This window comes from Streptomyces sp. NPDC006207 (assembly GCF_040613835.1).
In the GTDB taxonomy this organism is placed as follows: domain Bacteria; phylum Actinomycetota; class Actinomycetes; order Streptomycetales; family Streptomycetaceae; genus Actinacidiphila.
The window spans coordinates 180,840-193,972 of sequence record NZ_JBEXSX010000005.1 but is presented as its reverse complement, the minus strand read 5'-3'; the positions used below and the strand labels follow the sequence as shown (position 1 = coordinate 193,972).

General features: G+C 73.5%; 12 protein-coding genes. 8 read left to right on the top strand and 4 right to left on the bottom strand.

Annotated features, from left to right (window positions below):
* Window positions 1-128: 128 nt before the first annotated feature.
* On the bottom strand, window positions 129-1,289 hold the full coding sequence (gene ilvA, locus ABZ312_RS05965) for a threonine ammonia-lyase (protein WP_500326841.1): 1,161 nt from the start codon (window positions 1,287-1,289) through the stop codon (window positions 129-131).
* 232 nt (window positions 1,290-1,521) lie between these two features.
* Between ilvA and ABZ312_RS05960 the strand changes: the two genes are divergently transcribed.
* Genes ABZ312_RS05960 through ABZ312_RS05950 form a run of 3 tightly spaced genes read left to right on the top strand, consistent with a single transcriptional unit; the run spans window position 1,522 to window position 2,752 of the window.
* Window positions 1,522-2,016 carry a MarR family winged helix-turn-helix transcriptional regulator gene (locus ABZ312_RS05960; RefSeq protein WP_500326745.1) on the top strand — a complete coding sequence of 165 codons (495 nt, stop codon included), beginning with the start codon at window positions 1,522-1,524 and terminating at the stop codon, window positions 2,014-2,016.
* A gap of 32 nt (window positions 2,017-2,048) precedes the next feature.
* On the top strand, window positions 2,049-2,513 hold the full coding sequence (locus tag ABZ312_RS05955; RefSeq protein WP_500326743.1) for a sigma factor-like helix-turn-helix DNA-binding protein: 465 nt from the start codon (window positions 2,049-2,051) through the stop codon (window positions 2,511-2,513).
* Window positions 2,510-2,752: a hypothetical protein gene (locus ABZ312_RS05950; RefSeq protein WP_500326741.1), complete on the top strand. Its 243-nt coding sequence runs from the start codon at window positions 2,510-2,512 to the stop codon at window positions 2,750-2,752. The genes ABZ312_RS05955 and ABZ312_RS05950 overlap by 4 nt, the downstream gene beginning before the upstream one ends.
* Before the next feature lie 120 nt (window positions 2,753-2,872).
* On the opposite strand, the gene ABZ312_RS05945 is transcribed toward ABZ312_RS05950, so the two are convergent.
* Window positions 2,873-4,027 carry a cystathionine gamma-synthase gene (locus ABZ312_RS05945; RefSeq protein WP_450388435.1) on the bottom strand — a complete coding sequence of 385 codons (1,155 nt, stop codon included), beginning with the start codon at window positions 4,025-4,027 and terminating at the stop codon, window positions 2,873-2,875.
* A 66-nt stretch (window positions 4,028-4,093) separates the two neighbouring features.
* On the opposite strand from ABZ312_RS05945, the gene ABZ312_RS05940 reads away from it, so the two are divergent.
* The 3 genes from ABZ312_RS05940 (at window position 4,094) to ABZ312_RS05930 (ending at window position 6,951) form a co-directional block, all read left to right on the top strand.
* A complete protein-coding gene (locus tag ABZ312_RS05940) occupies window positions 4,094-5,134 on the top strand; it encodes a hypothetical protein (RefSeq protein WP_500436592.1) in 1,041 nt (346 codons plus the stop codon).
* Window positions 5,131-5,775 carry a peptide-methionine (S)-S-oxide reductase MsrA gene (msrA, locus tag ABZ312_RS05935; protein WP_500326737.1) on the top strand — a complete coding sequence of 215 codons (645 nt, stop codon included), beginning with the start codon at window positions 5,131-5,133 and terminating at the stop codon, window positions 5,773-5,775. The genes ABZ312_RS05940 and msrA overlap by 4 nt, the downstream gene beginning before the upstream one ends.
* A 69-nt stretch (window positions 5,776-5,844) precedes the next feature.
* Window positions 5,845-6,951, top strand: coding sequence for a serine hydrolase domain-containing protein (locus tag ABZ312_RS05930; RefSeq protein WP_500436590.1), 1,107 nt, complete (start codon window positions 5,845-5,847; stop codon window positions 6,949-6,951).
* An 18-nt stretch (window positions 6,952-6,969) separates the two neighbouring features.
* Here the strand turns inward: ABZ312_RS05930 and ABZ312_RS05925 are convergent, their stop codons facing one another.
* Window positions 6,970-7,980, bottom strand: a complete 1,011-nt coding sequence (locus ABZ312_RS05925) for a LacI family DNA-binding transcriptional regulator (protein ID WP_499513658.1) — start codon at window positions 7,978-7,980, stop codon at window positions 6,970-6,972.
* A 292-nt stretch (window positions 7,981-8,272) separates the two neighbouring features.
* On the opposite strand from ABZ312_RS05925, the gene ABZ312_RS05920 reads away from it, so the two are divergent.
* Both ABZ312_RS05920 and ABZ312_RS05915 read left to right on the top strand, forming a co-directional pair.
* The gene (locus ABZ312_RS05920; protein ID WP_500436588.1) at window positions 8,273-11,620 is read left to right on the top strand and encodes a S8 family peptidase; all 3,348 of its coding nucleotides are present in this window, start codon (window positions 8,273-8,275) and stop codon (window positions 11,618-11,620) included.
* Window positions 11,621-11,764: 144 nt separating this feature from the next.
* A complete protein-coding gene (locus ABZ312_RS05915; protein ID WP_500326731.1) occupies window positions 11,765-12,277 on the top strand; it encodes a hypothetical protein in 513 nt (170 codons plus the stop codon).
* 81 nt (window positions 12,278-12,358) lie between these two features.
* Here ABZ312_RS05915 and ABZ312_RS05910 read toward each other — a convergent pair whose 3' ends face one another.
* Entirely contained in the window at window positions 12,359-13,045 is a 687-nt protein-coding gene (locus ABZ312_RS05910) for an ABC transporter ATP-binding protein (RefSeq protein ID WP_500436586.1), read from the bottom strand.
* Window positions 13,046-13,133: the final 88 nt, after the last annotated feature.

The following is a 13,133-nucleotide window of genomic DNA, read 5'->3' as shown; positions in this document are numbered from 1 at the left end:
GAGCATCCCAGACGCGATATATCGCGTCAAGCGGATTTATCCGTGCTCCGCCCGCACGCGCCGTCCCGCGCCCACGACACCCTGACTCCACCATGCCGTACACCACTGACAATCCAGAGCGAACGGCCTCAGAGCAGCACGTACCCGGCTGTCCGCAGGGCCGCCGCCACGGCGGCCCGGTGCTCGGGGCCGCGGGTCTCCAGCTGCAGCTCGACCTCCGCCTCGGTCAGCCCCAACCGAGGATCCGTGCGCACGTGCGCGATGTCCAGCACGTTTGCGTCACTCGCCGAAAGGATCTCCAGCAGCGCCGCCAGCGCTCCCGGCCGGTCCGTGAGCCGCAGCCGGAAGGACATGTAGCGCCCGGCGGCCGCCATGCCGTGCCGCAGGGTGCGCTCCATCAGCAGCGGGTCGACGTTGCCGCCGGACAGCACGGCGACGACCGGCCCGTCGAAGGCCTCCGGCCGCGACAGCAGGGCCGCCACCGGACTCGCCCCGGCCGGCTCGACCACCAGCTTCGCCCGCTCCAGGCACAGCAGCAGCGCGCTGGACAGCTCGTCCTCGGTGACCGTGCACACCTCGTCCACCAGGTCCCGGACGATGGCGAACGGCACCTCCCCCGGGCAGCCCACCTTGATTCCGTCCGCCATGGTCGCCACCGCGTCCAGCGCCACCGGCCGCCCCGCCGCCAGCGACGGCGGATAGGCGGCCGCGCCCGCCGCCTGCACGCCGACGACCCGCACCTCGGGACGCACCGCCTTCACCGCCACGGCCACGCCGGCCGCGAGCCCGCCGCCGCCCATCCCCACGACGATCGTGCGCACCTCCGGGCACTGGTCGAGGATCTCCAGGCCCACCGTGCCCTGCCCGGCGACGATGTCCGCGTGGTCGAAGGGATGGATGAAGACCGCGCCCGTCTCCTGCGCGTACTCCTGGGCGGCGCGCAGCGTCTCGTCCACCACGAGCCCGTGCAACCGCACCTCCGCCCCGTAGTCGCGGGTCGCCGCGACCTTCGGCAGCGGGGCGCCGGACGGCATGAAGACGGTGGAGCGCACCCCGAGCAGCGACGCGGCCAGTGCCACGCCCTGCGCGTGGTTGCCGGCGCTCGCCGCGACCACGCCCGCCGCGCGCTCCTCCGGCCGCAGACCCGCGATCCTCACGTAGGCGCCGCGCACCTTGAAGGAGCCCGTGCGCTGCAGGTTCTCGCACTTCAGGTGCACCGGGGCGGCCACCAGACGGGACAGGTACCGGCTGCCCTCCATGGGGGTCACGCGGGCCACACCCGACAGCATCTTGTGCGCGCCGCGCACATCGTCGATGGTGACCGGAGACGGCCGTGCGGCCACCACCGCGCGACTGGTGCGACGTGCCGGACGTGCGGGGCTTTCCATGGTCCCCAGTCTTGCAGCAGCGGCCACCGCCCGGACGGACGGAGCAGTTTTCCGCGGCGGGGTCCCGGGGTGACGCTCTCCGCGTACTCTTCTCCCAACCTTCGCAGGACCGACAGAACGCGAGCTTCCGGCCATGCCCATTCCCCCCTCGGAGATCACGACCGACCTCCTGGAGCGCCTGCAGCACGAGGTGGCGCTCTTCGCCCGCCGCGCGGAACAGACGCGCCTCGGTGGCGTCGGCAAGGCCCGCAACTCCATGGACCGGGCCGCGTACCTGCTGCTCCACCGCCTCGACAACGAAGGCCCGATGGGCGTGAAGGCGCTCGCGGAGGGCATGGGCATCGACTCCTCCACCGTCACGCGCCAGGTCGCCCCGCTCGTGGACAGCGGACTGGTCAAGCGCACCTCCCACCCCGAGGACGGGCGGGCGGTCGTGCTCGCCCTCTCCCCCCGCGGACGTTCCCGCCTGGAGGAGGTCCGCAGCTCGCGGCAGCAGCTCATGGCGGTCGTGACGGAGGACTGGACGCCGCAGGAGCGCGAGTCCTTCACCGACCTCCTCGGCCGGTTCAACGGCGCGCTCGCGCAGTACCACTCCTCCGTCACGCAAGGAGACGAGCAGAACTCTTGACCTGAGGACGCCGTCTGCCGTCCCATGTCGCTGTGGGAGAGCGCCGGGAGGCAGCGGAGCGCCTGCGCGAGGCCGAGTTCGAGGCGTTCGCGGCGGGCGCGGCAGGGCGGTTGCTGCACGTCGCCGTCCTGCTCACGGGGGACCGGGCGGAAGGGACCGAACTGCTGTGCGCCGCCCTGTCGCGCAGCTACGCCGACTGGTTCCGGATGCGCGGCGAGGACCCGTACGCCTGCACCCGCGCCGAGATCGTCCGCCGCTTCGCCCACCGGCCCTGGTGGCGCCGCCCGCGCGGCGGGGTGCTCGGGCCGCTCGACGTGCGGGAGCGGCTGGTGATCGTGCTGCGGCTGTACGAGGGCATCGCCGAGGAACAGGCCGCCGCGCAGCTCGGCATGCCGTCGGAACGGGTGCGGGCGATCACCCTGCGGGCCACCGCGGCCCTGCGCAGCCGACCCGCCCGCGGTGGGGCGGCGCCCCGGGTGCGGGAGGTCGCGTCGTGAGCCCGTACGACCGCAAGCAGGACGAGGTCCGCCGGCTGCTCGACGGGCCTCACCCCGCGGTGCCGGTGGACCTCGCCCCGCGCGCCGCCGAGCGCGGCCGCCGCGTCCTGGCCCGCCGCCGCGTGCTGCACGCCGTCCTGTGGACGCTGCTCGTCGTGGCGGTCGTCGTCGCGCTCGTCCTCGCGGTGCTGTGGTGGCCGGCGGCGGAGCCGCTCGACACGACGCCCGGCAACTGGTGACCGGCTCCGCCGGATGGCCGGGGTGCCCCTCGCGGCCGGCTGTTGTGTGCGGGTTGTTTGCCCCTGCGGCGGGCATCCCCCAACCGCAACCACAACGGCGCCGCACCCGGCAACGGGGCGCTACGCGCCCAACGCCTGGCGGAGGTCTTCGAGGAGGTCGTCGACGGACTCGATGCCCACCGAGAGCCGCACCAGGTCCGCCGGGACCTCCAGCGCGGAGCCCGCGACCGAGGCGTGCGTCATCCGGCCCGGGTGCTCGATGAGGGACTCGACGCCGCCCAGGGACTCGCCCAGCGTGAACAGCCGCGCCCGGTTGCACACCTCGACGGCCGCCTCCTCGCCGCCCGCGACGCGGAAGGACACCATCCCGCCGAACCGCTTCATCTGCTTGGCCGCGACGTCGTGCCCCGCGTGCTCGGGCAGCCCGGGGTAGAAGACCTGGGTGACCTTCGGGTGCAGCGAGAGCAGTTCCGCGACCCGGGCCGCGTTCTCGCTGTGCCGGTCCATGCGCACCGCGAGCGTCTTGATGCCCCGCATCACCAGCCACGCGTCGAAGGGGCCGGCCACGGCGCCCATCGCGTTCTGGTGGTAGGCCAGTTCCTCGCCGAGCCCCGCGTCGGCCGCGACCAGGGCGCCGCCGACCACGTCCGAGTGCCCGCCCATGTACTTGGTGGTGGAGTGCACGACCACGTCGGCGCCGAGCGCCAGCGGCTGCTGCAGGTAGGGGCTGGCGAAGGTGTTGTCGACGACGAGCCGGGCGTCCGCGCCGCGCGCGATGTCCGCCAGCGCCGCGATGTCGGTGATCCCTAGCAGCGGGTTGCTGGGCGTCTCCACCCAGATCACCTTGGTCTCGGGCCGGAGCGCGGCCCGGACCGCCGCCGGGTCGGAGGTGTCGGCGACCGACCACTGCACGCCCCAGCGCTCGACGACCTTGGCGAAGAGCCGGAAGGTGCCGCCGTACGCGTCGTTGGGGATGACCACGTGGTCGCCGGGCTTCAGGACCGTGCGCAGCAGGCAGTCCTCGGCGGCCAGGCCGGACGCGAACGCCAGGCCGCGGCGGCCGCCTTCGAGCGCCGCGAGGTTCTCCTCCAGCGCGGTGCGCGTGGGGTTGGCGGACCGGCTGTACTCGTAGCCGCCGCGCAGGCCCCCGACCCCGTCCTGCTTGTACGTGGAGACCTGGTAGATCGGCGTGACCACGGCCCCGGTCTGGGCGTCGGCCGGCTGACCCGCGTGGATCGCGAGGGTCTCGAAGTTCTGGTGCTGCTGCTCGCTCATACCGCCGAGCGTAGTGCGAGCCGCGTGCCGGGACGTGCCGGCCGGGCCCGCGTAGGCTTGCTCATCATGGAATTCCTGTGGGTGCTGTACGGCGTTCTGCTGATCTCGGCGATCGTGCTGGTGCCCCGCATGCTGCGCGGCCGCGGCGTGCGGGCCGTGGCCGCGGTCGATCCCGCCCGGTACGGCTTCGTGCCCCGGGAGGAGATCGACATCCGGCTGCCGGGTCCGGACGACGAGCTGACGCAGGCACTGACCGTGACCCAGCGCACCCAGGACTGGCGCGCGGTCGCCGCCCTCCTCAAGGGCACCCCGGCCGCGGGCGAGCTGCGCTGGCAGCGGGTCCAGACCCTGGCCGGCGCCGCGGCGGTCGAGCTGACGCAGACCCCCGGCACGGGCGCGGCGTGGCTGCGCACCTGGCGGGTCGAGGACGCGAAGGACGCCGGCGGGGCGGCCGTCCACGCGGCGTTCCTGGTGCAGCGGGCCCGGCGTGAGCCGGCCGGGTCCCCGGACGTGCCGATGATCCTGGAGGAGGCCCGCACGGTCGCCGACGAGGCCGCGCTGCTCGCGCCGGGGGACCCCGTCCCGTACGTCGTCGCGCTCGCCGCGGACGCGGACTTCGCCACGGTCTGGGAGAAGGTCGCCTCCCGCGCCCCGCACCACATGGGCGCCCACCTGGCCGCCCTCGCCCGCCTCCCGGAGGACGCCGCACGCGACTTCGCCGAGCGGGCCGCCTCCTCCGCGCCCGAGGGCAGCCTGCTGCCGGCCCTGCCGCTCTTCGAGGTCTTCGCGCACCTGCCGGACGTCATCCTCGTCCGCAGCTTCTACGAGAGCGACGTCGTCTCCCGTGCCATCGGCGGCGCGCTCTACGCCACCGAGCACGCCTCCCCCTCCGACCCGGTGCTGCCCGTGGTGCGGCACCTGCTGGCGGCCTTCCTGCTGCGCGCGGAGCGCTTCCACGAGGCGGTCGAGCAGTTCCGCGCCGTCGACGGCTACGCGGGCGCGGCCCCCTGGGCCTACGAGGCCGACCCGGCCGCGGCGTACGCCGCCGGCCGGGCGCAGGCGCTCGCGGGGCTGGAGTGGAACTCCGAGCGCGGGCGCACCCGTTGACGCCGCGCCTGCCCTCCCGTGAGGAGGCGATACCGGGCCGCCCCGCCCCGCTCCACACGGTGCCCGACCGCCACACCGTGCTCGGCAGGCCCCTCACCGGCCCCTACCCGGCCGACCTGGAGGTCGCCGACTTCGCGCTGGGCTGCTTCTGGGGCGCCGAGCGCGTCTTCTGGCGGACGCCCGGCGTGTGGACGACGCTCGTCGGCTACGCGGGCGGGTACACGGAGAACCCGACGTACGAGGAGGTCTGCAGCGGCCTCACCGGCCACGCCGAGGTCGTGCGGGTCGTCTTCGACCCGGCGCTGATCTCGTACGGGGAGCTGCTGAAGGTGTTCTGGGAGGCCCACGACCCCACCCAGGGCCACCGCCAGGGCAACGACGTCGGCACCCAGTACCGCTCCGCGGTGTACACCCACTCCCCCGGGCAGCTCGCGACGGCCCTCGCCTCCCGCGAGGCCTACCAGTCCGCCCTGCGCGCCAAGGGGCACGGCACCATCACCACGGCGGTCGTCCCCGCGGGCCCCTTCCACGCCGCCGAGCCGTACCACCAGCAGTACCTGGACAAGAACCCCGGCGGCTACTGCGGCATCGAGGGGACGGGGGTCTCCTGCCCGGTCGGCATCGCGAAGGCCGGTGGCTGAGCCCCTCCCGCCGGTCCCGGCCGGGAAATTCGATTGCCTGCGCCCTGCCGGTACGCGCTAATACGGCGCATGGCCGATATCCAGGGCACGTACGACGACCTGTTCACCGCGGTGCCGGGCGCGCTGGCCGGATTGCTGGACGACGGGGACGCGGGGGGCTCCGTCGCGGTCTTCGTGGACGGCGAGCCGGTGGTGGACGTCTGGGGCGGGTTCGCCGACGCGGACCACACGGTCCCGTGGCAGCGGGACACGATCACCAACGTCTGGTCCGTCACCAAGACGATGACGGCACTGTGCGCGCTGGTCCTGGCCGACCGCGGCGCGCTCGATCCGGACGCGCCGGTCGCCCGGTACTGGCCGGAGTTCGCCGCGGCGGGCAAGGAGAAGGTGCTGGTCCGGCACCTGCTCGCGCACACCGCGGGCCTGCCCGACTGGGACGGGCCGATCGACGGGCTCTACGACTGGCCGTCCGCCACCGCGCGTCTGGCGGCGCTGGCCCCGCAGTGGGAACCGGGCAGCGCGGCCGGGTACCACTCGCTCACCCAGGGGTACCTCGTGGGCGAGGTCGTACGCCGGGTCACCGGCCGGAGCGTGGGCGGTTTCTTCGCGCAGGAGGTGGCCGGACCGCTGGGCGCCGACTTCCACATCGGACTGCCCGCCGAGCACGACCCCCGAGTGGCGCCCGCCGTCCCGCCGCCGTCCCGGGACGAGGACTACGCCGCGAGCGCGCCCGGCGGCGGCGCGTCGCCCGGCTCCGGCACCGCCGTGCGGCTCCGTGACGGGAACGGCGTGGCGTGGCGTCGCGCGCAGATCCCGGCGGCGAGCGGCTTCGGCAACGCCCGCTCGGTCGCCCTCGTGCAGTCGGTGCTGGCCTGCGGCGGAACGGTGCGCGGGGTGCGGCTGCTGTCGCCGGCGGGCTGCGACCGTGCGCGGGAGGAGCAGTTCAGCGGAGAGGACCGCCGCCTGGGCATGCCGGTCCGCTGGGGGCTGGGCTACGGGCTGTTCGGCAACAGCTTCGGGTGGGGCGGTTGGGGCGGCTCGCTCGTGATGATCGACCCCGAGGCCCGTATGACGGTGGCGTACGTGCCCAACCAGATGCGCGAACCCGCGGACGACACCCGTGGCATGGAACTCGTCATGGCCGCCTACGACGGGGTCCAGGGGCTGCGGGCCTGAGCGCCCGCCCCGCCGTCGTCAGGCGGACGGCGCCGGGCCGCTGCTCGCACGCACGGTGAGTTCGGGGCCGAGGAGGCGGACCTCCTCCGTCGGGCTGCCGCCCAGCTTGGCGATGACGAGTTCGACCGCGTGCCGGCCCATCTGCTGCGCGGGGATGGCGACCGAGGTGAGCTGGGGGGCGGCCTGCGTGGCCACCTGGTCGGGGCAGACGGCGACGACGGAGACGTCCTCGGGCACGGCGCGGCCCTGCTGGCGCAGGAGCGCGAGGAGGGGGGCGATGGCGGACTCGTTCTGGACGACGAGCGCGGTGGTGTCCGGCCGTTCCTCGAAGATGCGGGAGAGGGTGCCCGCGGTGGACTCGTAACTGCCCTCGCAGGGACGGTGGATGAGCCGGAGCCCGCGTGCGGCGGCGCGGGAGCGCAGGCCCTGCAGGGTGCGCTCGGCGAAGCCCGTGTGGCGCCGGTAGACCGCCGCGGCCTCGCCGACGACGGCGACGGAGCGGTGGCCGAGGTCGGCGAGGTGGTCGGCGCAGAGCGCGCCGGTGGCGGCGAAGTCGAGGTCGACGCAGGTGAGTCCGGCGGTGTCGGCGGGCAGGCCGATGAGCACGCCGGGCCGGTTCCCGGCGCGCAGCAGCGGGATGCGCTCGTCCTCCAGCTCGACGTCCATGAGGATCATCGCGTCCGCGAGTCCGCTGGCCGCGACCCGCCGGACCGCGGTGGGGCCCTCCTCGCCGGTGAGCAGGAGTACGTCGTGGCCGTGCTGACGGGCCGTAGTGGCGACGGCTATCGCGATCTCCATCATGACGGGGACGTACATGTCCGTACGGAGCGGCACCATCAGGGCGATGATGTTCGAGCGGCTGCTGGCCAGCGCCCGCGCGCCCGCGTGCGGGTGGTAGCCGAGTTCCTGGATGCTCCGCTCGACCCGCCGGCGCGTGCCCTCGGAGATCGACCGCTTGCCGCTCAGGACGTACGAGACGGTGCTGGCGGAGACCCCGGCGTGGCGGGCTACCTCAGCGAGTGTGGCCATGTCGTTCTCCGTCCCCCCGGGAAGTGTCGAAACCTTTCGAAGCGCTTCGACTCAGACGCTACCGGTGACCTCACATCCCTGTCCAGACAGGTGTCGAAGCGCTTCGACACCATCGGTGGCCGGATCCGGCAATCCGTTCACGAAGTGACTCTTGAGATGTCCGCGACAGACGGTACATACTGCGTCGGCAAGGCGGGGGCTTCGCCGGGGGGAACGCCGTGGGGGAACATCGCGTGCGCGCGCCCAAGGACGAGCGCTCCCGCGTGTCATGACGCAGACACAAGGGGATACGTTGCACCGACGATGGAAGAAGGCGCGCGCGGCAGCGCTCGCCACGGGGGTCGCGGCGGCACTGACCGCCGGCGCCGTCGCACCGGCCTCGGCGGCCGGGCCGGCGGCCACGGGGCCGGCCGGCTCCGCGTCCGCCACGGCGGTCAAGGACCGCGTGTGGATCACGCTGATCACCGGCGACCGGGTCGCCGTGGACTCGCAGGGCAGGCCCGTCGCCCTGAAACGCGCCAAGGGGCGCGAGGACGTACCGGTGCAGATACGCCGGCAGCACGGGCACGTCTACGTCGTCCCGCAGGACGCGGTGCAGCTGATCGCGAAGGGCCGGGTCGACCGCCGGCTCTTCGACGTGACCACGCTGAGCCGGGTCGAGTACCGCAGGGCGGCCCAGCGCCGCGGCCTCGGACTGATCGTCACCTACCGGGGCAGCCGCCCCGAGGCGCGGGCCGAACTGCACCGGGCCGAGGGCGCCGAGGTGACCCACACCTTCGCGGCGCTCGGCGGCGAGTCCGTCACCGCGCCCGAGGACGCCGCGGCCGGCGTCTGGACGGCGCTGACCGACGACGCGCCGGGCTCCCCGTACGCCACCGCCGAGTCCGGCCTGCGCACGGTCTGGCTGAACGCGATCCAGAAGGCCGCGGCCGAACCGAGCTGGAACACCCGGCAGATCCACGCGCCGGAGGTCTGGGACGCGGGATACGACGGAACCGGCGTCACGATCGCGGTGCTGGACACCGGCGTCGACAAGAGCCACCCGGACCTGACCAGCCGGGTCGTCGCCGAGAAGAACTTCTCCACCGCCGACAACCTGCTCGACCACTTCGGCCACGGCACCCACGTCGCCTCCATCGCCGCCGGCACCGGCGAGAAGTCGGCCGGTGCCTACAAGGGCGTGGCGTCGGGCGCGCGGATCATCAGCGGCAAGGTGCTGGACGACGACGGCTTCGGGGACGACGCCGGGATCATCGCGGGCCTGGAGTGGGCCGCCGACTCCGGGGCCAAGGTGGCCAACCTGAGCCTCGGCGGGGGCGACACCCCGGGGGTCGACCCGATCGAGGAGACGGTCAACCGCCTGTCCGCGGACACCGGCACGCTGTTCGTCATCGCCGCGGGCAACGAGGGCGACGGCGCCTCGACCGTCGGCTCCCCCGGCAGCGCGGACGCCGCGCTGACCGTCGGCGCGGTCGACGAGGACTCCAAGCTCGCCGGCTTCTCCTCGCGCGGCCCGCGCGTGGGCGACGGCGCGGTCAAGCCCGACGTCACCGCCCCCGGCGTGGACATCACCGCGGCCGCGGCCAAGGGCAGCGTCATCGACACCGACCCCGAGGTCCCGCACACCGCGGACGGGAACTACCTGACCATCTCCGGTACTTCGATGGCCACCCCGCACGTGGCGGGCGCCGCGGCGATCCTCGCCCAGGAGCACCCGGACTGGACGGGCCGGCAGATCAAGGCCGCGCTCACCGGCTCCACGACGGACGGCGGCTACACCGCCTTCCAGCAGGGTTCCGGCCAGATCGACCTGGCCCGGGCGATCCACCAGGAGGTGGTCGCCGACCCGGTCTCGCTGGGCTTCGGCGTCGCCCGGTGGCCGCACACCGACGACGTGAAGCAGTCCAGGACGATCACCTACCGCAACTCCGGTGACTTTGACGTCACCTTGGACCTGTCGGTCACCGGCAAGGACCCCGACGGCACCGCGGCGCCGGCCGGGTTCTTCACCCTCGACAAGCAGCAGGTGACCGTGCCGGCCGACGGTACCGCGGAGGCGACGCTGACCGCCGACACCACCCTCGGCACCGCCGACGGCGCCTACAGCGCGGCCGTGGTCGCGCGCGACGGCACGCGGTCGGTGCGCACCGCCGCGGGCGTGGTGCGCGAGGCCGAGTCGTACGACCTGCGGATCACCAACCTGGACCGCGACGGACGGCCGGCGGCGGCCTACGACACGCTCGTCGTCGGACTGGACGGCGACGCGTTCGAGGAGGTCACCAACGACAGCGGCAGCACGGCGCTGCGCCTGCCCAAGGGCAGCTACGCCGTGGACAGCCTCATCGTGAAGCTCGCGGCCGACGGCAGGACGTTCAAGAGCGCGAACTGGGTGAGCCGCCCGCTGGTCGAGCTCAGCAGGGACACCGAGGTGACGCTCGACGCGAGCAAGGCCAAGCCGTTCGCGTTCACGCTGCCGGACCGGGCCGCACGGCAGTCGGACCTGATGGTCGGCTACAACCTGAACCACGGCGCCGCCGGCACCGGCCTCAGCTTCAACACCGGCACGCTGCGGGACTTCCGCACCGCGCACTCCGGTCCCGCGCTGACCGCCGCCGAGTACCAGGCGACCGTCGCCGGCCTGTTCGAGCACGGCTCGAAGGTCTACACGGTGGCGTACGGCCGCACGAAGTCGTTCTACACGGGCTACACCAAGGCCGTGCGGAGCACCGACCTGGCGAAGATCACCACCACCGGCGGCTCCTCGCTGAAGCGCAAGCTCGGCGCGGTCTTCACCACCCCGTTCGTGAACGCGGCCATGGTGACGCCGAGCGGCTTCCTCACCGGGCTGCCGTTCACCAGGACCGTGTACGTCAACGGCTCCGGCGTCACCTGGGCCCAGGACTTCCTGCAGACCGACTCCTCCGGCGAGGTCCCCGAGGGCTACTACGAGGCCCCGGCCCGGTCCTTCACCAAGGGCAGGAGCTACAGCCGCAGCTTCAACGTCGGCGTCTTCGGTCCGAAGCTGGACAAGTACTCCGGCATCGTGCGCTCCGGTGACGAGATCTGGGGCACCGTCGGCCTGTTCACCGACGGCCAGGGCCACAGCGGCTTCGCGTCGTACGACAAGGCCACCACGACCCTCTACCGCAACGGGACGAAGGTCGGGAGCCACGACGGCGCGCTCGACGACGGCGCCTCCTTCACCGTCGACGGCGGCAAGGCCCGCTACCGGCTGACCACCTCGGTGACCCGCGCCACGACCGCGGCGGTCAGCACCCGCGTCACCGCGTCCTGGACGTTCTCCTCCCAGCACGTCGGCGGCGACGTCCCGGCCACGCTGCCGGTCTCCGTGGTGCGCTTCACCCCGTCCCTGTCCGCCACGAGCACCTCCAAGGCGAAGGCCACGGTCAAGGTGCCGGTGACGGTCCAGGGTGCGGCCGCGGGCCGCACCCTGAAGTCGCTGAAGGTGTACGTCTCCACCGACGGCGGGGCGCACTGGTCGAAGCTGACGGTCAAGGGCGGCAAGGTGACGCTGAAGAACCCCAAGGCGGGCAAGGGCGTCTCCTTCAAGGCCCTGGTCAGCGACAAGAAGGGCAACACCCTGTCCCAGGTGATCTACAACGCGTACCTCGCGAAGTAGCACGGACAGACGGGTATCGGGGCGGCCCGCCCGGAACGAGGTCTCCGTTCCGGGCGGGCCGCCCGCCTGCGCACGCTGCCGGCCGCCGCTCGGTGCGACCGACCGGCTCCCCACGCCCCGGACGGGCGGGATAGGAAGCGGACCATGAATGCCACGCTCGGTGCGATGATCACCGCCGTCGTCGGAGTGCTCGGCACCCTGTTCGCGCCCGTGCTCGCCCAGCGGGGCACCGACCGGCGCCGCCTGGCGGAGGCCGCCGAGGCGGAACGGCTGCGCCGGTTCGAGGAACGGCGGGCGGCGTACACGGCGGTGAACCGGGCCTCGCGGCAGTTCCACACGCTGCTGAAGGACGCCCTGCACCGGATCAGGGACGGCGTCTACTCCGCCGAGGAGCGGGACCGGGTCGAGGAGTCCCGCCGGGAGTACCGGGACCGGTACGCCGAGGCGCAGATGATCGTCCCGGAGCGCGTCCTGGAGGCTTCGCGGGACGTCAACCGCGTCCTGGCGGCGGCGGACGCCGCGGCCAAGCGGCTCGACCGCGGCCTCGCCCGGGACGGCGAGAGCCCGCAGGGCGCGCTGGAGGACCTGAAGGAGGCCGAACCGCTGCTGCGGACGCTGCAGCGGTTGATGCGCGAGGACTTGGGCGTCACGGACTGAAACACCGCTCGGCCCCCGGCGACGCGCCGGGGGCCGGGGGTGGGGACCGGGGTGGGTACGGGGGGCCGGGGTGCGGCGGTCTCAGGCCGCCGGGGTCCGCTCGGTGACGGTGACCCGGCCCTTCTTGATGGTGGCGACCCGGGTGGCACGCCGGGCGATGGCGGAGTCGTGGGTGACCATGACGAAGGTCAGCCCGTACTCCTTCCACAGCCCCTCCAGCAGGGCGAGGATCTCGTCGCGGGTGTCCTCGTCGAGGGCTCCGGTCGGCTCGTCCGCGAGCAGCACCTTGGGGCGCTTCACCAGCGCCCGGGCGATCGCCACACGCTGCTGCTGACCACCCGACAACTCGCCCGGCAGATGGTGCAGACGGTCGCCGAGGCCGACGGAGGCGAGGGCCTCGGCGGCGCGGGCACGGCGTTCGGAGGCCTTGACGCCCAGCGGGACGAGGGCGGTCTCGACGTTCTCCTGGGCGGTCAGGGTCGGGATCAGGTTGAAGCTCTGGAAGATGATGCCGATGTTCTGCGACCTGACCTTGGTCAGCCGGGCCTCGCTCAGCCGGGCCAGGTCGGTGCCGTCCAGCTCCACCGAGCCCTCCGTCGGGCGGTCGAGGCCCCCGAGCATCTGCAGCAGCGTCGACTTGCCGCCGCCGGTCGGGCCCTGGATGACGAGCTGGTCGCCGTCCTCGATCACGAGGTCGACGCCGCGCAGCGCGTGCACGGTGTCCTTGCCGCGCGAGTAGCGCTTGGTCACGCCGCTCAGCTTGTACATGAGGTGACTCCTGAAGTCCTGAAGGGGAAGGGCGGGGGCCGCGCCACGCCGGGGGGAACGTGCGGTACGCGGCCCCCGGTCTCGTGGG